The sequence below is a fragment of the Chryseobacterium sp. PTM-20240506 genome (assembly GCF_048296755.1).
In the GTDB taxonomy this organism is placed as follows: Bacteria; Bacteroidota; Bacteroidia; order Flavobacteriales; family Weeksellaceae; genus Chryseobacterium; species Chryseobacterium proteolyticum.
Map to the genome: position 1 here is coordinate 1807924 of NZ_CP182581.1, position 19577 is coordinate 1827500.

Annotated in this window: 25 protein-coding genes; 9 read left to right on the plus strand and 16 right to left on the minus strand. The window is 38.6% G+C overall.

Translation table 11 applies throughout. From position 1 onward, the window contains the following. Positions 1 to 101: 101 nt before the first annotated feature. The 12 genes from ACNFU2_RS07875 to ACNFU2_RS07930 form a co-directional block, all read right to left on the minus strand. A complete protein-coding gene (locus tag ACNFU2_RS07875; protein ID WP_034684388.1) occupies positions 102 to 368 on the minus strand; it encodes a RebB family R body protein in 267 nt (88 codons plus the stop codon). An 84-nt stretch (positions 369 to 452) separates the two neighbouring features. Beyond that, the gene (locus ACNFU2_RS07880) at positions 453 to 722 is read right to left on the minus strand and encodes a RebB family R body protein (protein WP_089027138.1); all 270 of its coding nucleotides are present in this window, start codon (positions 720 to 722) and stop codon (positions 453 to 455) included. Between the two features lie 62 nt (positions 723 to 784). Then, complete coding sequence (locus tag ACNFU2_RS07885) at positions 785 to 1054, minus strand: RebB family R body protein (RefSeq protein WP_172279382.1); 270 nt, start codon at positions 1052 to 1054, stop codon at positions 785 to 787. Between the two features lie 86 nt (positions 1055 to 1140). Then, positions 1141 to 1407 (minus strand): RebB family R body protein, encoded by a 267-nt coding sequence (locus ACNFU2_RS07890; protein ID WP_172279385.1) that lies wholly within the window; start codon positions 1405 to 1407, stop codon positions 1141 to 1143. Positions 1408 to 1490: 83 nt separating this feature from the next. Continuing rightward, on the minus strand, positions 1491 to 1760 hold the full coding sequence (locus ACNFU2_RS07895) for a RebB family R body protein (RefSeq protein ID WP_034684380.1): 270 nt from the start codon (positions 1758 to 1760) through the stop codon (positions 1491 to 1493). 616 nt (positions 1761 to 2376) lie between these two features. Beyond that, positions 2377 to 2619: a RebB family R body protein gene (locus ACNFU2_RS07900; protein ID WP_172279387.1), complete on the minus strand. Its 243-nt coding sequence runs from the start codon at positions 2617 to 2619 to the stop codon at positions 2377 to 2379. Between the two features lie 24 nt (positions 2620 to 2643). Beyond that, positions 2644 to 3075 (minus strand): hypothetical protein, encoded by a 432-nt coding sequence (locus ACNFU2_RS07905; protein ID WP_418124572.1) that lies wholly within the window; start codon positions 3073 to 3075, stop codon positions 2644 to 2646. 54 nt (positions 3076 to 3129) lie between these two features. Continuing rightward, positions 3130 to 3939, minus strand: a complete 810-nt coding sequence (locus ACNFU2_RS07910) for a hypothetical protein (protein WP_273648573.1) — start codon at positions 3937 to 3939, stop codon at positions 3130 to 3132. After that, positions 3923 to 4126, minus strand: coding sequence for a hypothetical protein (locus ACNFU2_RS07915; RefSeq protein ID WP_172279393.1), 204 nt, complete (start codon positions 4124 to 4126; stop codon positions 3923 to 3925). The genes ACNFU2_RS07910 and ACNFU2_RS07915 overlap by 17 nt, the downstream gene beginning before the upstream one ends. Positions 4127 to 4167: 41 nt before the next feature. After that, positions 4168 to 4695 (minus strand): hypothetical protein, encoded by a 528-nt coding sequence (locus ACNFU2_RS07920; protein ID WP_418124574.1) that lies wholly within the window; start codon positions 4693 to 4695, stop codon positions 4168 to 4170. 17 nt (positions 4696 to 4712) lie between these two features. Next, positions 4713 to 4928 (minus strand): RebB family R body protein, encoded by a 216-nt coding sequence (locus ACNFU2_RS07925; RefSeq protein WP_034684366.1) that lies wholly within the window; start codon positions 4926 to 4928, stop codon positions 4713 to 4715. Between the two features lie 336 nt (positions 4929 to 5264). Next, complete coding sequence (locus tag ACNFU2_RS07930) at positions 5265 to 5438, minus strand: hypothetical protein (RefSeq protein ID WP_418124577.1); 174 nt, start codon at positions 5436 to 5438, stop codon at positions 5265 to 5267. Between the two features lie 40 nt (positions 5439 to 5478). On the opposite strand from ACNFU2_RS07930, the gene ACNFU2_RS07935 reads away from it, so the two are divergent. The 9 genes from ACNFU2_RS07935 (at position 5479) to ACNFU2_RS07975 (ending at position 13787) form a co-directional block, all read left to right on the plus strand. Further along, positions 5479 to 6783 carry a spondin domain-containing protein gene (locus tag ACNFU2_RS07935; protein ID WP_418124578.1) on the plus strand — a complete coding sequence of 435 codons (1305 nt, stop codon included), beginning with the start codon at positions 5479 to 5481 and terminating at the stop codon, positions 6781 to 6783. A gap of 85 nt (positions 6784 to 6868) precedes the next feature. After that, positions 6869 to 7555, plus strand: a complete 687-nt coding sequence (locus ACNFU2_RS07940; RefSeq protein WP_418124580.1) for a peroxiredoxin-like family protein — start codon at positions 6869 to 6871, stop codon at positions 7553 to 7555. A 2-nt stretch (positions 7556 to 7557) separates the two neighbouring features. After that, positions 7558 to 8019, plus strand: coding sequence for a thioredoxin family protein (locus tag ACNFU2_RS07945; RefSeq protein WP_418124581.1), 462 nt, complete (start codon positions 7558 to 7560; stop codon positions 8017 to 8019). Between the two features lie 63 nt (positions 8020 to 8082). After that, positions 8083 to 8922, plus strand: coding sequence for an AraC family transcriptional regulator (locus ACNFU2_RS07950; RefSeq protein WP_273648579.1), 840 nt, complete (start codon positions 8083 to 8085; stop codon positions 8920 to 8922). A gap of 370 nt (positions 8923 to 9292) precedes the next feature. Further along, positions 9293 to 9703, plus strand: a complete 411-nt coding sequence (locus tag ACNFU2_RS07955) for a hypothetical protein (RefSeq protein ID WP_273648580.1) — start codon at positions 9293 to 9295, stop codon at positions 9701 to 9703. Positions 9704 to 10030: 327 nt separating this feature from the next. Further along, complete coding sequence (locus tag ACNFU2_RS07960) at positions 10031 to 10669, plus strand: hypothetical protein (RefSeq protein WP_172279405.1); 639 nt, start codon at positions 10031 to 10033, stop codon at positions 10667 to 10669. After that, on the plus strand, positions 10666 to 10899 hold the full coding sequence (locus ACNFU2_RS07965; RefSeq protein ID WP_418124584.1) for a hypothetical protein: 234 nt from the start codon (positions 10666 to 10668) through the stop codon (positions 10897 to 10899). The genes ACNFU2_RS07960 and ACNFU2_RS07965 overlap by 4 nt, the downstream gene beginning before the upstream one ends. A gap of 487 nt (positions 10900 to 11386) precedes the next feature. Then, positions 11387 to 12664, plus strand: coding sequence for a hypothetical protein (locus ACNFU2_RS07970; RefSeq protein WP_306614795.1), 1278 nt, complete (start codon positions 11387 to 11389; stop codon positions 12662 to 12664). Positions 12665 to 12764: 100 nt separating this feature from the next. After that, positions 12765 to 13787, plus strand: a complete 1023-nt coding sequence (locus ACNFU2_RS07975) for a hypothetical protein (RefSeq protein ID WP_418124586.1) — start codon at positions 12765 to 12767, stop codon at positions 13785 to 13787. An 83-nt stretch (positions 13788 to 13870) separates the two neighbouring features. Here the strand turns inward: ACNFU2_RS07975 and ACNFU2_RS07980 are convergent, their stop codons facing one another. The 4 genes from ACNFU2_RS07980 to ACNFU2_RS07995 all read right to left on the minus strand — a co-directional run bounded on the left by ACNFU2_RS07980 (position 13871) and on the right by ACNFU2_RS07995 (position 19576). Further along, complete coding sequence (locus tag ACNFU2_RS07980) at positions 13871 to 14773, minus strand: CPBP family intramembrane glutamic endopeptidase (protein WP_418124587.1); 903 nt, start codon at positions 14771 to 14773, stop codon at positions 13871 to 13873. A 185-nt stretch (positions 14774 to 14958) separates the two neighbouring features. Next, positions 14959 to 15972 (minus strand): glutaminase A, encoded by a 1014-nt coding sequence (gene glsA / locus ACNFU2_RS07985; RefSeq protein ID WP_418124589.1) that lies wholly within the window; start codon positions 15970 to 15972, stop codon positions 14959 to 14961. Positions 15973 to 15985: 13 nt separating this feature from the next. Then, positions 15986 to 16531, minus strand: coding sequence for a hypothetical protein (locus ACNFU2_RS07990; RefSeq protein ID WP_418124591.1), 546 nt, complete (start codon positions 16529 to 16531; stop codon positions 15986 to 15988). 249 nt (positions 16532 to 16780) lie between these two features. After that, positions 16781 to 19576, minus strand: coding sequence for a hypothetical protein (locus ACNFU2_RS07995; protein WP_418124592.1), 2796 nt, complete (start codon positions 19574 to 19576; stop codon positions 16781 to 16783). Position 19577: the final 1 nt, after the last annotated feature.

Genomic DNA, 19577 nt, shown 5'->3' on the forward strand with positions numbered 1-19577 from the left:
AATTTTATTTTAGGTTATTAAGATTTTATCCTATTAAAAAAATCAGGGAGAATCAATAAAGCATTCTCCCTGAACAATATAATTCTAAAAACACGCTCTGATTAAGATGGATTCAGCATCTTAGCGATGGAAATAGCATCCGCTACGGTATCCACGCTATAGATCTGCATCACGCCTTGTGTAGTCGCTGCCTGACCTAGGATGTTCTGTTGATTTTGCGTATTTACTGCATTTTCAAACATGATCCCGGTAGAGTGCGCTGCTGTCTGATACACATTCCCTAAAGCGATAGCCGGAGCTTCTGCCACTACTTTTACGTTGGACTGCGTTACAGCATCTGTGATTTGTTCATTAACTACTGTTGCCATAATGATAATTGTTATTAGATTTTATACGGCCGGACTCTCCAGTCGTGGTTGTATTGTGTTTCCCGCTATTGCAGAAATGAGGTATTAAGATCCTGCGTTAAGCATTTGAGCAATAGAAATTGCATCTGCTACGGTATCCATGCTGTAGATCTGCATCACCCCTTGTGTTGTTGCAGCCTGTCCTAAAATATTTTGCTGGTTTTGGTTATTTACCGCATTTTCGAACATGATCCCGGTTGAATGCGCCGCCGTTTGATATACATTTCCTAAAGCGATTGCCGGAGCTTCTGCTACTACCTTTACGTTGGACTGGGTTACTGCGTCTGTAATTTGTTCATTAACTACTGTTGCCATAATGATTGATGTTGATTAGAGTTTTAAAAATGATCAGTCGATCCGATCATGGTTATTGATTTTTAAGAGTTCGGGTTAAGCATTCTTGCAATAGAGATTGCGTCCGCTACGGTATCCAGGCTATAGATCTGCATTACACCTTGTGTAGTGGCCGCCTGTCCTAAAATATTTTGCTGATTTTGATTATTTACTGCATTCTCAAACATGATTCCTGTTGAATGCGCCGCTGTCTGGTATACATTCCCTAAAGCGATTGCCGGAGCTTCTGCCACTACTTTTACGTTCGTTTGCGTTACCGCGTCCGTGATTTGTTCGTTAACTACTGTTGCCATATTATTAATTTTTAATTTGATTTTGAATAACAACCGGATGATCCGGTTGTTACAAGGTTATATTTTACTTTTACGCGTGGGAGCTTTTATGCCGGATTCAGCATCTTTGCAATAGAAAGAGCATCTGCAATGGTATCTATACTATAGATCCTCATTACGCCCTGCGTATTAGCCGCCTGTCCTAAAATATTTTGCTGATTTTGCGTATTCACCGCATTTTCAAACATAATTCCCGTCGAGTGAGCGGCAGTCTGATACACATTACCCAAAGCCATAGCCGGAGATTCCGCCACTACTTTCACATTCGCCTGGGTAACGGCATCCGTAATTTGTTCATTAACTACTGTTGCCATAATGATTGTTGTTGATTAGAGTTTTCTTTAACCTGATATTCCGGTTATGGTTATCATTTTTCTACTAAAGCAGAAACAGGTTATTAAGAATTAGGATTCAACATTCTTGCAATAGAGATCGCATCTGCTACGGTATCCAGGCTATAGATCTGCATTACTCCCTGAGTAGTTGCTGCCTGTCCTAAAATATTCTGTTGGTTTTGCGTGTTCACCGCATTTTCAAACATGATTCCCGTAGAGTGAGCCGCAGTCTGATAAACATTACCCAAAGCCATTGCAGGAGCTTCTCCTACTACTTTTACATTCGATTGAGTAACCGCATCTGTGATTTGTGAATTAACTGTTGTTGCCATAATTGTAATTTGTTTTTTTTGAGATTTAAATCCCGGTTAATAATTATTTGATTGTTAAACTAGTTTTCTGTTTCTTTTGATCTTTGCGATCTTTTTTTTCCTATCTCACCGATCAGACAGATGGAGCAGATCTTTTGATTATCTGCTATACCTGCTGAATCAACAAGAGCTTTACAATCACCATTTGTGATGAATCTTATCTGCATTATCCGCGAAACCGGCAGAAATTAAAATTCTGTGTTGGTTTGATAAACACGTGGGTACTAACTATCACGACCTGATGTGTTTTTTATATTACTTTTATTTTTTTCCGCGGATCTTGCGGACGGGGCAGATAGTATATATACATTGTTATTTTAAAAAAAGGATGCGGTCCCTTCTTTGGTTCTTACCTCTATATGAAAGAAACCATTCTTCTCCTGCAGGCTGTTGTACAGTGTTTACATTTTGAGCGAGAGATTGCATTTCCACATGATATTTGCTCTTTGGGGGCATCGGCAACATTCTAAAAGCGGGTGGGAGGATGAAAAATTTTGACTAATATATATGTTGAGGTCACCAGCTTTTATTTCTGCAGGGAAGAAAACCGCATCCGTAATCTGAGTATTCAGACTGATCAGAAATTAAAACGTCCTTTTCTGAAATTCAGCAGCTCTTTTTTTAATTTCCGGGAGCCGATTTTTTTAATTCCCATAACTGAATTGCTTAAACCGATCAGGGCATCCCTTTGTTGGTGCGATACAGATTGCTCGTACATCAATCCTGTAGAGTGCGCATTCACCTGCATAGATATCGCCGTAGGTACAGTGGGAGCCATTCCTACAACTTCCAAATTGATTTCATTTTGATTGTGTATCATAACTATTAATTTTTGGTTATTTGATTATTTACGGATATTGGCAAATCTTGCCTGCAGCTTGGTCATCCTTTCGGCGATCTTCAGTTCTTTCTCTTTTAATTTTCCTGTGGAAGCCTCCTGAAGTTTTTTCAGCTGTTCTTCATAGGTCATCGCAACCGGATTTCCTGTGGCCGGCGCTGCAGCCTGATAAGCCTGCTGCTGTTTAACCGCTTCCTCAAGCTTTTCCAGCAAAGGAGCTAAAGATTTCAACGTTTCCTTGGTTGCTTTCTCCTTGATGTAATTAATGATCTCATCCTCGTTCGTGATCACGAAAGGCATTAAGTCTTCTTCCACAATTTCCGGCTCAATGGTCTGTATAGATTCGATGATTTCTACAGGTTCAGTTTCTATCGGAACCGGGGCAGGATCAGGGATACGCGCAGGTTTGGAAGACCTGTGATTGATTCTTCTTCGCATAGGTATTATTTTTTGATGGTGAGTGAAAAGAGACAGCCGCGCAGGAATGATCTCCTACAGCAAATAGCCGAGAAAAGCGCCTGCAGTCGTCCAGTCCCTGTTAAGGTCCAGAATCACATTGGCTCCGATAATTTCCAGGGCAATACATCCCGTGATCGCACACGCTGTCATCATTTCCTTGATCTGGTCGTTGGGAAGGCTCAGGATATAGTCGTCCGGAATTACCGGCGGCTTGCCATGCACGGGAACAGCTTCATTAAGGATAATATCAAGGATTTCCTGGAAATAATGAGCCATCAGTTTGGATCCCTGGAATTCCAGCTCCCTTTTTAATTCTATAATTTCCTCCGGAGTCACCAGGTTAGCAATTGCGTTCACATCTACATCATGCACTGAATAAAGGGCTTCACCTGTATTGGATGCGGTGATCGTAATATCGGTCTTGAGAACACATTTCGATTTTTCAAGATTAATGGTAAGAAGCCTGGAATCTACTTCCGGTTCGGTAATATCTGCCAGGGTGCTCAGAGGAAGGATCCTTATATTACAGAAAAAAGTCTGATTTTCTTCCAGTTTGATCATCACCACTACAATTCCGGTCGCTTTGTCTTTAGGTTCGATAACAAACGACTGATAGTTGTTGGTTCTTTTGCCTTTCATACTAATGACCGGCCTTACCGTAGGCTGAATGGTGACATTGGAGGTTTGCAGACCGAATATATCACGATCGCTGTTATTTTCCGGCTTCTTTACGCTGAAATAGGCATTGTCATCCGTTCTGGTAAGATAAAGGCTTTCATTCAGCTCCCTGAGGGTACGCAGGTTTAAAACCTTCGCTGGTTTTGGTTCAATTGAATAATTCATCTCTTATTTTTTTAAGTTTTTCGATTAGTTTTGTTAGTATAGTTTTTTTGGTGTGTTCACTGATGTGTTGTTCAACAGGAACTACCGCTTCTTTGATTTCCGGTTTTACTAATGGCTCCGTTAATTTTATAGATTTCAGCACAACTCCCCCTCCCTGCTCGTCAGCCACGGTAAAGTTCTTTTTCATAGGATCTTCCGGTATCGGGGTTTCTTCCGCTGCCGGCAGCGTTACTCGTTTTTTTTTTCGGGATCCTCACTTTCCACGGTTACATCTGCCAAAGGGGGAAGGTCTGTGTTTCCGTTTGAAAAAGGAGTAATGTTGCTGTTGTAAATGGTCCCGGAGAGCTTTGTCTTAGCTTCTGCATAATCACTTACTATTTTAAAAAGGTCCTTCATCATTGCATTTCCGTTTCCTCCTGCCGGATCATATTCCGGCACTTCCATATCTTCATCATCTTCTTCCTTTGGATTCTTTTTTTTCCCGCCGGGATAGTAATTTCCATATGTTAAATAATTGAAAGCCAGTTTACTCAAAGCTACCAGACCCACCTGTTCAAATCCTTTTAAAAATGACTGTAAATCCTGCACCATCATCCCGGTCGACTGATCAATCATTATTTTCGCAGCGCCTAACATCGGGTCGGTAGGTGGCGGCGATAAAACTTCTGTGTTCACAAACACTACTGCTTTCTCCTCCGGAGTGGTAGGATCAGCTTTTGCAGCTTTTTTTGTTGCATCTTTATCATTCTCAGCCATGGTTGTAAGGTTTTAGGTTATCCTTTTAAAATCTTTATGGCATCCGCAACAATCGCAGGGTTTAATTGATTCAGGTTCTGCTGATTGGATACCGAGTTCTGGATAGAAATCCCGCTGGCGTGTGTGGCCATCTGATAAAGCATACTCATGGCCTGTGCCGGAGACTCACCAAGCACGGTAACATTCGTCTGCGTAACTGCATCTGTAGTCTGGTTGTTTACTGTATCTGCCATATTTTTCGTTTAAATGGTTATTTTAGTTTTAGTTTTTTTTGACATTCTATAAGATTTCTCTCATCTCCATTCAGTCTTTTGTTTTATATTGCGATTGAAATGGTAAGTACTTCGTTACTTTCTCTCTTTTGTCTGATACAAATTTCATAAACTAAAAGAAGTCATCGTTCAGGGAAAAAACTGATTTTTAAAAATGAGGGAATTCTCCTAAAGGTGAAATTAAAAGCAGAATACATTGCATAAAAAGCCCTTCCTATAAGCCTTTTGATACTGTTTTAGAATTATAAAGTTCTTTGAAAACATTTAAAAAATTTCAATTTTAATAGTAAAATCCATTTAATTTCTTTCTTCAGGATTTATTAACCGGTATTCAGGATGAAGATTCTTAATTACACATCTGTATTTTTTACCTCCTGTTCTCCATGTATAATAACCGACACCAAATACACTTCGGGAAATATCGTCAACACCGCGGGAAATGCAGGTACCACTTCTGAACGGATGTCCCAATATCTTTGCTTTGTAATTTAAAATACTTAAGCAAATGAAAATGAATAAATTAAAATCCAGTTGGCTGACATTAGCTGCAATACCTTTGGTCCTGCTTTCGTGCAATGACAATGATGACAGCCCTATGGAAAATGGAATGCCATCAACGATCACAGTTGAAAATATTCTGGACTCAAGACCCTTGGTGGAATCCGGAACGTTTAAAAACAATGGAGCCTCACCGGTTATTATGCCCGGAGAATCTATCTCTTTCCAGTTTTCTGCTGCTAAAGGACAAGCTTTAAGCTTTGCTACGATGTACGGCTGGTCCAACGACCTTTTTTTTGCACCGGAAAATCCAGGAATCAAATTATATCAGGATAACGGCACTCCTGTAGAAGGGGATGTTTCGGCCCAGATCAAATTATGGGATAACGGAACAAGAATCAACCAGACACCGGGAGCAACCCTAATGCATCCGGGAACGGCAGAGACGACCGCTAAAAACATCACGGAAGTAGCAGGAACAGATGCCCAGGGACACACCTATGCACCGGCTTCTTCTTTAATGAAAGTATCCTTACATTACGATGGAAACTCAACGTTCACGGTAACAATTGCCAATACATCCGGAAATACCACCAATCCTACTCCATTCAGTCCCGGCGTCTGGGCCATCTCTTACATTGCAGGAGGGAATCTTCTGAATCCGGAGCCCCTTTATAAAAAAGGAATGCCATCCGTTAACGGGCTAACCAAAATCGCAGAAGCCGGTGATCCTACTGATCTCGGAAATTACATCAAGGGACAAACCGGAATTTTCACTCCTCTTTCCCCTATTCTTGTAGTCGTTTACAATGGTATAGACAATCCGATCTACAAAAACGGAGAAAATGACAGAGGACAGGGATTAAAAGAACTGGCACAAAAAGGAGATGCAAGTATTTTGGCAGGATATCTGAAAAATGTGCCCGGCGTTAAACAAGTCTATGTTTTAGCAGCAGCTGGTTCAACCGTATTATTGCCTAAAATAGGTGGACAAGCAGGCGGGAAAGTTTCCCAGCAGCTGAATGTATCACCAGGCGATAAAATTGCAGTCGCTACCATGTACGGCTTCTCTAATGACTGGTTCTTTGCGACCAAAGGAAGTGGTGTGGATGCTACGCAAAAAGGTGATATTTCAGCTTCAATAGCTCTGTATGATAATGGAACAGCCCTCAACCAGTTTCCGGGTGCAGGTATAACGCAATTCAACCTGGCAGGTACTCCGCTTACGGAAAGTAAACCAATACAGGAAGTACCTAATCCGAATGCATTTACAACCTTACCATCGATTTCCAATATCATTAAGGTAACCCTGCAATAGATTGAGCTCTTAGAAGAAATAAAAATCAATAAAAATTGGACACTTAAAGGTGTCCAATTTTCCCAATTAAAAAAAATAATCCAACGTGAAAAATTTAATACAGCGTACGATCATATCAGGAACATTAGGCTCATTGTTCTTTCTTATCCCTTCATCATTCCATGCACAGAAACAACAGAATCACATGGAAATGACGGAAAGTGAAATGCAATCACCCGCTTACACCATTCCTCAAAAACCTGAAGATATCAGTCCCCTACTTAATGGAGAAAAAATTCCTGTAGCCACTTTACCGGACGCAAACGGAAAGCGTTTCGATCTCAATGCTGCAGTATTCCAAAAACCGACTGTCCTGATATTTTACAGAGGAGGCTGGTGCCCTTATTGCTCCAAGCAGCTTTCAGGATTACAGGAAATTGCACCCGATCTTGAAAAAACCGGATATCAGATCATCGCGATCAGTACGGACCAGCCTGAAGGACTTATGCAGTCTGCCACTAAGGAAAAATTAAGCTATACCCTATTATCAGATGCAGACCTGAAGCTTTCCAAACAGTTCGGGATTGCTTTTAAGGCACCGAAAGGATATTGGGAAATGCTTCCGAAAACGACAGGTGGAAAGAATACCGAACTGCTACTTCCCGTGCCATCCGTGTTTATTTTAGACAGAAAAGGAACTATTCATTTTGAATATATAAATCCCGACTTTAAACAGCGGCTTAATCCCGAACTATTAAGATCAGCAGCCCATCACCTTATAAACGATTTATAGACATGATTACCCATAAAAAATATCAATTACTCTACAGCCTTCTGGCCTTCTTATTCACGGTAAACTTTTATACGGCTCAACAAAAAACAGCCAAAGCCAACATTTCTCCGGAAGAAATCAATTTCAGAAACATCAGCTGGAAAGAAGTCAGTGCCGAAGCAAAGAAAAGTGGTAAAACCATTTTTGTAGATGCTTACACAAGCTGGTGTGGTCCGTGTAAGCTATTAAAATCAAAGACTTTCAAAGATAAGATGGCAGCCGGCTATTTTAACAGAAATTTCATCAATTATACAATTGATATGGAAAAAGGAGAAGGTATTGAACTGGCAAAGGACTGGAAAGTAAACTCTTATCCTTCATTACTGTTTTTCGATCCTAATGGCAAGCTTGTGCTGAGGCAAATAGGATATGTAGATGGTAAAGGCCTTATAGAATTAGGAAAGGAAGCATTAGAAAAAAAATAATTAATTTTAGTAACCAGGATTACCTATATAAACCGAGTACTGACATTATAATGTAAAGATAAAATGATCCGGAAATACGAAGACAAATCTACCCTCGCCCGTTTTATTATGCATATCAATAACGAGGAATTAAAAGGGATCGGATTGCGAAATGGCTCACCAGTTCCTATCAACACATTTGTTTACAACAAAGGCGAGGCACAAACTGTGACCATAGATGAAATAGAATATACGCTGCCGGAAGGTTGTATTTTACCATTGGTAGCCAGTTTACATTTTGTTTTCGAACGTCCGGATCAGCTCGTTGCGTGGCAGTTCAACCGTGAATTTTACTGCATTGTAGATCACGATGCTGAGGTGGGCTGCGTAGGATTTCTTTTTTATGGAATACAACATCCGATGTTTATCCGGCTGAATCCTTCCGAAAAAAGGGCGATGCTTCAGCTCGAAAAACTATTTCAGGAAGAATGGGAATCTACAGATAACTTCCAGGGGGAAATGTTGCGAACACTCCTCAAACAGCTTATTATTAAAACAACCCGGATTGCAAAACAGCAATCTGAAAGTTATCAGTTGTTTCCCGATGAAAAAATGGATTTGGTAAGGAAATTCATGCTGGTTCTTGAAGCGCACTTCAAGCAGGAACACGGTGTCAATTTTTATGCAGCAGCCCTCCACAAATCTCCCAAAACACTAAGCAACATCTTTGCTATCCTGAAACAACCCGCACCGTCAAAGATTATACAGAGCAGAATTATCCTGGAAGCTAAACGTTATCTTCATTATTCAGATAAATCCGTAAAAGAAATAGCCTATGAACTCGGATTTGAAAGTTCAGCTCATTTCAGCCGTTTTTTTAAAATGTACTCCGGAAAAAATGCTTCCGAGTTCAGAAATTCTTAAGAAATATTCTTTTCTTCTTCTCAAATCTCCCGAAATGCCTTCTATCAGGGCAATCATCATTTATATCTCTAGCCATTCAGTTTTGTCGGTACTTTTATGCTTTGGATGAATACCATTTTCCCACTGGAAAAATCCTCATTTTAAAATATCACAAAGTAGAGAATTAAAAATAAAATAATGCCTATTTTAACCTGAAAAACATAGAGTTACGAACCGCCCGCCATATAAAAAATATTTTCCATTAAAGTTTTACAATTTAACATATTGTAAATAAAATAATCTTATTATTTTTACAAAATAAACAAATTTTTAAGATTAATTAATAAAAACAAACATGGTCGTAACTAATCGAAAAAAAGTCATTTTCAAGATGAGAATTCTGATGGCTTTATTGATAATTGATGTATTCTTAGCCATTGCCGGCTACATCCTAAAATCATTTATGGAAGAAAGTATTTTATGGACAATACTGTCTGCTTCTCTTGTTGTATTCGTGCTGACTTTAACCAGTATCATCAGGTTAAGAGTCTTTCATTTTGAAAACACCGGAGCTGTCTTTTCAATTAAATATTATCATCCGCTGAAAAAAGGAGTCATATTCCCTAGTGTTGATTATCCGGTCAACCGTCTTCGTGCATTTAAAATTGAAGAATCCTTAATGGCAAAAAAGATTGTAATCGAAGTCAACAGCCAGCAGAAAGAATCTCCGGTTCGCATTAAAGTGAAGGCATCCAATATCAGCGACAAGGATTATCACCGTATGATCAAATCATTTGCATAAATATCCCAAACGACTATCAATTTGCACAAATAGAGATGTGAAAAACATAGCAAATACATCTTTTAACGCATTTAACCCTACAATATATGGCATAAAACTACACTTTTAATTCCCTTACTGTAATTCAGAAAAATCATTAATATTACAATACACCATATTAATCCTCAATAAAAACTAAACAATACATGTAAATATTCATCAATAAACAGACAACAGTTAAACAAATATAAATTTTAATTTTTTTTTAATTTTTTTCATTCTATTCATTTTGTGCTGAACAATTAGATTTGCGGTGTCAAAAAAATTAAAACTATTAAATTCAAAATTATGAGAAAAGCATTTCTATTTGTATTTGCGCTGGCAACTCTGGGATTAACATCATGTGGACAGGATGAAGAAAATGTACAACAAAAAGAAAACAAGGTCGTAAAGAATGATCTTAGTGCCAAATTTAAGGCTTACATTCAATCTAAAATAGGAGATAAAAAAACATCTAGAGTTATAGACTCTACTATTTATGATACGGATAATGTGTATTATAACAAGGAAGTAGATGCTTATTATTTTCTGCAGAGGGATTTCAATTTTGATTCCAAAGAAGAGCAAATGGCCATATTTGCAGTTCCTGATGATCAGGGAAATTTCGGAGGAATTTTAGAAACAGGAATGAGTAAGGTAGATGATGAAAACTTTACCGTTAAGTATTATGATGGTGAGGAGTTAATCAATTCTGTAGATTACGTTTTAAATAAACAGGAAGGGCGCATCTATTTCAGAAATGTTCAGGATCTGAGCACATCCGGCACAACAAGCAGAGGATGTGGGCAGGCAGTAGCTAATTGCATTGCGGGGACTTATGTGAACCACGGCTGGATGAGTGTAACACTGTGGGTTGAAACAGCCTTTATTCCGCAGACTTCTATTGCAGTTACGGCGGCTTGTGCCATCAAAAATTGTTCACTATGAAAAATGCATTAGTTTATTATATTGTTATATTGATGCCTCTGTTAGGACTTCTTTTTATCAGCAGCTTAAATTCTGTCTATTTTGTAATTTACCTCTTCGTTTACGTCATGATTTACAGACCTGTCGTTGATATTGCACGTTTGAAAGAAAAAAACATTCATGTAGCGTCCATCAAATCACTGATTCCGTTTTATTTACACGTGAAATATTTCAAGCAATTATATACTTAGTATAACATCCCATTAATAAGCTAACAAACATAAAAGCAGGTTTTAAAAAGCCTGCTTTTTCATGTACTATTATACCAAATCGATTAGGTAAGATTACCTATTCTGTAAATCGCATGCAAAGTATGGGGTAAGTATTTGTACGGAAAGTTATATTTGGTTATTTCTACTCTAAAATTCATCTCTTTTTGTTTGTTACTTTGAGCTGTTCATCCGGAATAAGACAAAAATGGTAAGAATCCATACATGCTCCTCTCATGCGCGTATGCTCTTCCATTAATACCCTTTTCAATCATATCATTTATACCCGTAAGGTGAGCTTCACAGCTCATCTTTTTTGTTTTAAACACATTATTATATGCATCCATATAATCAATCAGGGTATACCCCCAATTTCTAAAAATGGGTATTTACTCTCTTTTACAGGCTCACTATTCCTTCGAACTTTGTGATGTAAATAAGATCATTGATCATCACCAAATTATACAAAATGCTAAATTACCAGAAACTATTAGAACCGGGCGAGAAAAAAGAGATATTACCTTTAAAGGCTTATGAGTATGGGATAAAAGTAATGCATCTTCTGCCCAGAGATTTAAATATAACCTATCTTCAGGAAACGTTTAATGAATGGATACGGTCTGAGCCATGGCAACTGCCTTCAGGAATCATGCTTGGCTCCGTAAAACCCTCGATCGGATTAGACGACGACCAGCCAAAAGCTTACTGGAAATCATTTCCGGACAAGCCATCTTTTTACAGGCAGCTCATTTACGATTCACATCCTTCTTTGCGGAAAAATAAGCAAAAGGAAACAGAGCTCGCCATAAAAATTTTAAGTAATGAGAAAATTGCTGCCGTTCTCAATGAATTACGAAGGGCCATAGCAGCTGAATTATGGAAAAAAGAAAGTATTAGTGGAAAGCTAAGTTATTACCTGACCACAAACCCTATTGCCAACCTGCTCCCGAATATGGGCGGCAGCTACAACCTTGCCAATTCCTATCCAAGATTACGGACCGAACCTACCATAGATAATATTGGAAGCATACAACCACTATTAGAAATGATGTTCATAAAAACAGACAGGATCAGTCTGGCTTTTTCAGAAAAGGATTTTACCGTGAGTGAAAATATTGCTATCCTTCATGATATTAAAGAACTGTTTAGCCCCCGGGGAAACAGCAGAGCGCTACCTACGGCACATCCTGTCTTAATCCCACATCCTTACCAGGGTAAAAACAGCCCACCCAGACCCATGAGATGGGAATTAAATGAGGATTTTGATTACGAACGCGTAGCAGTACTCCAAAAGAATCTTACTCCTTTTTCAAAAGACCCGAAAAAACACAAAGGAGAAATCAAATGGGATCAGGGAAGATTAGGAGCAGGAACAAGGAACGAAGCTTCGCCGGACACTATAATGGCAAGAAGAGCAAGAATGCCTATTGAAACAGGCCGTTCCCATACGGCTGCAAGACTCTTTGAAATGGTTTCTCTTTTAAAACCTGCATCAAACGCTTCAATAGAAGAACATAAACTTTTCAAAAGGAGAATACAGGCAATAGCCTATGGAATATTCGCTTATTGGAACGCACCAAACGAATATGGCGGTTATCCTAAAAGTCTTACCCCGATTCATACCTATCATGAAGTCATGGATCCTGCAGAAGATTACGCACCCGGAATATACAGTCAGCCATTTTCCTATGAAGACCTGAAGGATTATCTGCAAAAATCAAGCAGCCATGGCTACGCAAGACTTTAGAAAATGAGATAAGCCAGATTGTAAATTTATTAATTACACATGCGTATACCTACTGGTGACCTTTCTTCAGCATTTATACAACAACCTAAATAACTATATCATGAAATTAAGCAACGAAGAAGTGGCCTTACACGATAAAATGGCCGAAAAATTACCCGAACTTATTGAAGAATATTTCCAGAGACCTGAAATAACCTCGGTTGGGGTTTCTCTGAAAACCGTTAACGACAGCCTTACCAAAACACTGAGCTATACCTTTGGAGTGAAAAATAAACTCCCTTTATCTGAGGTTTCACAGGCTATTCCCCTGACCATCTTTGGGTGCCCTACAGATGTTATTGAACTGGAAGTAGATCCTGAACCTTTATCTTATGAAGTAACCGAAGTAACCACCCGCAATGAAAAAACAGATCCCCTGATCGGTGGAATCAGTATCTCAGCCAATGGGACACTCAGACAAAATGGTAAAAAAATGGCAGGCAGTGGTACTTTGGGGGTAATGGTAAAAAAGGGACCCGACGAACATCCATATATGCTGACATGCGCCCATGTTCTTGCGGGTGTCGGTACCGAATTGGATTCTGATGTTTGCCAACAGTCTAAATGGAGAACCGCTTTAAATTACTGCCACAACTGTGCAACTCTCAAGGATTATTATTATGAAAATGTTCTGGTACCACGCGGAGACTTCAAAACGATCAATGTTTGGTTAGACGGTGCCATTGCCAGAAAAGGAAAAGACAGAAATGCCACGATAGGAAAAGTATTTGGAGCAGAGGAAATCATTAGTGGATTTGCAAAGATCGATGCACTTCTTATCGGTAAGGAAGTTCGCAAAAGTGGAATTACCAGTGATATCACCACCGGAAATATCACAAGCATTACAACCTCTCTAAGGCTAACAGATTTTAACGGAGATCAGGTCATTGCCAATAACCTGGTCATGGTTCAGGGAGATTCAGGACTCTTTTCAAAACCGGGAGACTCCGGATCTGCTATTTTTACTACCGGAGACGATCCTCAATTGGTGGGTATACTAGGAGGAGCAACACTGACCGGAAGCCCGACTTATGCATCTGCAGCGGATGCTATTCTAAGCAAATGGCAGGACTTAAGCTTTTAGCAAAACAAATTCAAAATTAAACACTGCCCTGAAAATAATCAGGGCAGTGTTTTTTATTCTATTGATCATTTCACCGGGAATGATCAGGAAATCCCAGATGAAATGATTTCATTCTTTTCCTGCTTTGGCAGCTCTTTTCGCTTTCTCCAGAAGAAATAAGCAACCACCACCGTAGCAAGCGGTACCGCAATACCAAATTCATCAATATAATAATTGGTGTTCCCATTATCCACTGTAAGAGGTGTGAAAATAGATTGTATAAAGAGATTATGGCTGGCATGCATAATGGCTGCCGACCAGAGGCTTCCCGACTTCAACCGGATCCATGTAAAGATAAAGCAGCTTGCAAATATCATAACGGTAAAACAGACAAGTGCCAACCATTTAGGCCCTCCTGTATTGTAATTTGAAAAGAGCAACAATGGATAGTGATAGAATGACCAGATCAGTCCCATCCAGAGTGAAGTAGCGGTATAGGAATTGATTTTTGCCAGCTGAGGAGTGAGAAATCCCCTCCATCCGATCTCTTCACCTAAAGCAGAACCGACAGATCGCACCATTCCAAAACTGCTCATCAACAGGATATACAAGACGAGAACCGCTCCATCTGGCAGGTCCCAGCCCATCCCTTTTCCTGTTTCCTCTATAAACTGGTGATTATAAAAACCTCCTGCCCCGCTGATCCAGATGATCACGTAGGGCACAAACGAATATAAAAACGGAATTCCGTACGCCAGCAACTGGTATTTTGTAAGCCCCCATTTCCAGCCCAGTGATGAAATGGGAATACCACGTAAACGACATGTAAGTAAGGCAGCGATAGCCGGACACCACATAACAATGGTAGCATAAGATATGATTCCTCCGCCTAATTTACCTGTACGGATGCACATATAATAAACCGGCAAACAGAATAGAAGGGTAAATCCAAGATAAGTAAGGATGTTTTTCCTGATGGAGGACGTGGTGTTGAAAGTATTTTTCATAAACAAATTGGGAATAGGTTAAAAAATGACTCCCACACCATAGACCATACTCATGATGAATCACTTAGATAAAATTACACCTATTTTCTATATTCCAATGAATATTTTTTGATATAAATACAATCAGAGTTGAATACAAATCAATGTATTGATGATAGGCCATTCAATACATAATAAAATATTTTTTAAAATATACTGAGATGATATTGCTTCACCAGATCCAAAATCATATGATAACCCGCCAATGAGTTACCATGCTGATCCAAGGCAGGACTGAAAACCCCGATACCCATTTTTCCGGGAACGCTTATCGCGATACCTCCCCCAACTCCTGATTTACTTGGCAAACCTACGGTTCTTGCATATTCCCCACTGAATTCATACATCCCTGCAATAAGCATTTGGGATTCTATCAACTGGGCTATCTCTGCATTTTTATATTGAGAATCACCATCAAAACGAACACATCCGTTCGCAAAGAAATATCCTATTTTGGCAAGATCTTCTGCTGTGAGTTCGATGGAGCATTGTTTGAAGTAATTATCAAGCTGATCTTCATTTCCTGAAATCAACCCGTTATTTTTCATCAGATAAAACATTCCACGGTTACGGTGACCTGTAGATCTTTCCGATTCATACACGGATTTATTATAGTCCAGTGTCTGATTTCTGGTAATGTACCGAACCATGTCTAAAATCTTAAGAAAAGGTTTCTCTCCATCCCCGGAAATTAAAGAAGTCGTAAGAATGGCTCCTGCATTCATCATAGGATTAAGAGGTTTTCCAGATGTTTCCAGATTGGAAAAGGAATTAAAGGGCTGACTTGTCCCGAAATATCCCATCTTATCAAAAACATGAGCTTCTCCCTTTTCACTAACTGCAATCATTAATGCTATGATTTTAGAGATACTCTGCATGGTAAATTTCTTGCCTACATCACCCACATTCAATACTTTTCCGTTTTTTCCGACGATGGATAAAGCAATAGACTGCGCATCCATTTTTCCCAATTCGGGAATGTAGTTTGCTACTTTTCCCTGTGTATAAAACGATCTGTTCTTTTCTAAAATATGGGTGAGATCTTTTTCTGAAATGGTGGAAATATCTTCCGTTTTCTGGGCATTTGCACCGATGTGTAAAGAAAAGAAAAGGGCAAGAAAAATTCCCTTTCCGGGAATTAAAGAACTATTTATTTTCATATCCTGAAAAACCTTATTTTACTTTTTCCAAAAGATATAGTTTAGCTCCGGTAAATGCCAGTTTAGGCATCAGATTTCCTTCCAGAACCATTGTTTTATTATTCACGTCAATAACTGAGATATAATTATTGGAATTATATTCTATATAATTTTCTTTTTCTTTAGTTACAGGATTTTTCCCGAATTCCATTGAATATTTCACCCAGTCTTCCTTCTCAGAGCTGCAGTGTACCGGCTGAAACTTAGATTTTTTAGCCTTGAAAATAATCTGATCAAAACCATCTGTACATTCTGATGTAAATGAGCTTTCAGGATTCTGATCTTTTGAAAAGTCTTCAAAAGAACCTTTGTAAACCCCTACTACTTTCCAGGTACCATCCATACGGTCTTCATCAATCTTTCCTTTTGCTTTGCTCACTGCCCAGCTGATTCCGTTTACTGTTCCTTTTACCGCTTTGTAGCTTACATTTACAGCTCCCTTCACCACTTTTGCCGCAGTAGAAACGACACAAGAATTGAGTACAAGAACCGCTGAAGCCAGAAATATTACTTTTTTCATCATGCTATTTTTATTGTTCACAAAGATAGTATTTTTAGAAAAAAGACCTCCGGGAAAAACTATCAGGATTGTTGTTCTATCAAATTTAATGATTTTCTATTCTTCTCCGGAACTATTGACATCTTTTAAAAATTCCCTTTACACTTACTTAAATCAATTATCATATTGTCTCGTATTGTCTTTCTCAGACATTATTTGTAAGCTTAAAATTAAAGAAGAAAACCCTACAATGGGTAGTTGATCACAAATTTAATTCCCAAACTTTTTAACCCTGATGTTTTTTTCTTTCACCTTAATAATGAACGGTTCCAGACTAACGATCTTTCCTGCCTCCACTGTAAAATCAGCGGTCATTCGTTCACAATAAGTATTGGCGGGCAATGAATTCCCATTAAGTTCGATCCTGTAACTTCCTGATTCAAGAAAAGAAATAAATTCTCCGTTATCATCAGTCATTACCCGTTGCAGGAACTGATCATTATGAATTATATTAAGAATAATCCCTCCGATTTTAGGACTGAATTCTAAAGCTGTTTTTGCATCAAACTGATAGATAACTTTTCCTTTCGAAGTCCCATTCTGATGAAGAGGAATTTCCAGGGAATAATGGTGTTTATCCACCTCAAATGATGCCTCATCATAGTACCAGCCTTGCTGGATAATCTGTTTTAAAGCATACTTTCCAAAAGGAATTGATTGATACCTGATATTCCCTTCTTGATCTGTTTTGAATGAAATATTATTCAGCATAATTAAATAATCGTTTGCCTCCTGATCCTCCCCATCATATACATTGTTATTATTACGGTCATAATAGACAAATGCTTTTATTTCTCCTTTTTTTCCGGGATTCAGTGTACTGGTCTGAAAATTTATGGTAACACCTGCCTCGATCGTTAAAAGGTTATTGGTAAAATGGTTAGAAGAATAGTTAAACCATGAAGAGTTGAGATAAAGCCCGTAGCGTTCCTTAGAATATTTCAGGTTGACAAAACCGGATGGCGACCTTCCATATAAAACATCATGGGTATAAGATACTCCTGAACTTATATTTACTTTTTCCCGGAAAAGATTTTTATTGACAAAAGCAGAAAGAGAAAGCTTTTCATAGGGAGTATTTACATTCATCATTTTTGAAAAAGCATATTCTGAAAGAAAATAGCTTCCATATTGGTACGTACAATTTACATTAAGCCACTTATAATTGTAGTTCCCATTAATTTTCATCTGATAATCCGGGTGATCTGCATTAGGGTAATTAACAAGTCCGGTCTCAATCCCAATAATGGAAGAATGCTTTTTATCCGGACTTAACCACGTTATGTATTCAGTAAGCCTCTGTGCTTTCAGCTGTTTTGATTCCTGGTTACCCGGAACATTAAAAAAGTTATTATAGGAATTGGACTTTTCTTCCTGATACTGATATCCTACCCCTAACGCAAAATTACCTTTTTTAGGAAAATTGATTCCGGTATCCACTCTTATATTATCAGACTGCATGGCTGTATTATAAAAATAAAATTTAGGAGAAAAATCAGACACCGTTATATTAGCATACACATAATGATCGGTAAAAATATGGGTGGAAAAATTCTGCTGAATCTGTAGCATTCCCCTCCTGTTTCCAGGATAATAATCGGTACTGTAAAAATAATTTCCGTTCAGGTTCACCTTCTTTATCCTTCCTGAATACTGAGACTCCAGTGCTAAAGAAGGCTTAGTAGTATTGATATCTTCATAAAAGCTAAGTCCACTGTACATTTTAGCATTCATTTTCCAGTCCTGATTGAAAGCATATTGTACATCTGTACCTGCAAGATGATGCCTTGCTTTGTCATAAGGATCGTTTCTGAAAATATAAGTTCCCGATATGCTTCGAGATGCATTTTGTGCTCCCAGGGTTCCTCTGGTATAAAAACCATAGCCGTTTTTTAAAAATGAATTCCTTTCAATCAGACTAAAGCTTTGATCTACAAAACCTACCTCTATTTTCTTATCTTTATCAGAAGATGTAAATGCATACTCTGCTCCTCTTCCAAAGAGGGAGAGTTCAAGTAATTTGCTCATGTTACCCAGGGTAAATTCATTATTTTCCCGATGGTATGATATATAAGTATTATTTACAACGGGATCACTATGATTGTTCATTGCATAGATGTTCCCTCTTATATAGAGATATCCCGAAGGAAGATTAAAGCCTCCCGACCCGATCATCTGGTACATATTCAGGTTTTCACCCACACGCCTGTAACTGGCTGTAATACTGTTCTTACTGAAATTTGAGAAAATATCGGTTTCCCTGTCCTCATAACGTTGGGTGGAAGATATATTCTGAACCGAAACAGAAGTATTTCCGAATATTTCCTTATCCGGCTCTCTGAAGCCTGCAATCTGGACTGTAAATTGTGGGCTTCGCATCAACACTTTAGAAGGGAAAAAACGAAACACAAATACTGAATCTTTCTGTACTTCAATGGTACCGCTTTTTTCGATAAAAATACTTCCCTGTGAAACTTCCGGAATTTTAAATACCAGCGTGACGTTTTGCCTTTTATTACCAAGATTAGAAACCCTTGCTTTCACTTCTACAGAATCATTTACATTATTCATATAAACGACCGGGTTTTCGGGAGTGATCCGCATCATATTATTTTCGGACACCACGTACGGTATCTCCTGCTTTGCGATCACAAAATTTTGTCCATCTGTAAGTTTACATAGAATATGAGATTCTCCGGCAACAACATTGTTATTTACCAGGATCTTTACCGGCAGATATAAATTTTCACCCGGCTTCATATGTACTTCCGTTTTGCCAGGTGAGATGTTCCTGAACCCTGAAGGCGTGGTGATTTCAACCTTCCCGCTGAATGGATCGTTTCCGGTATTTTTTACCACTACAATAAGATCTATTATATTCCCTTTATCCGCCCTGGATTCATTACGGATCTCCAAAATAACCCCTGCATTATTCTGTGCGGAAATCAAAACAGCAATAAGTATCAAAAAAACAGAAAATGTCCTTTTGAAAAGATTATATAGCATG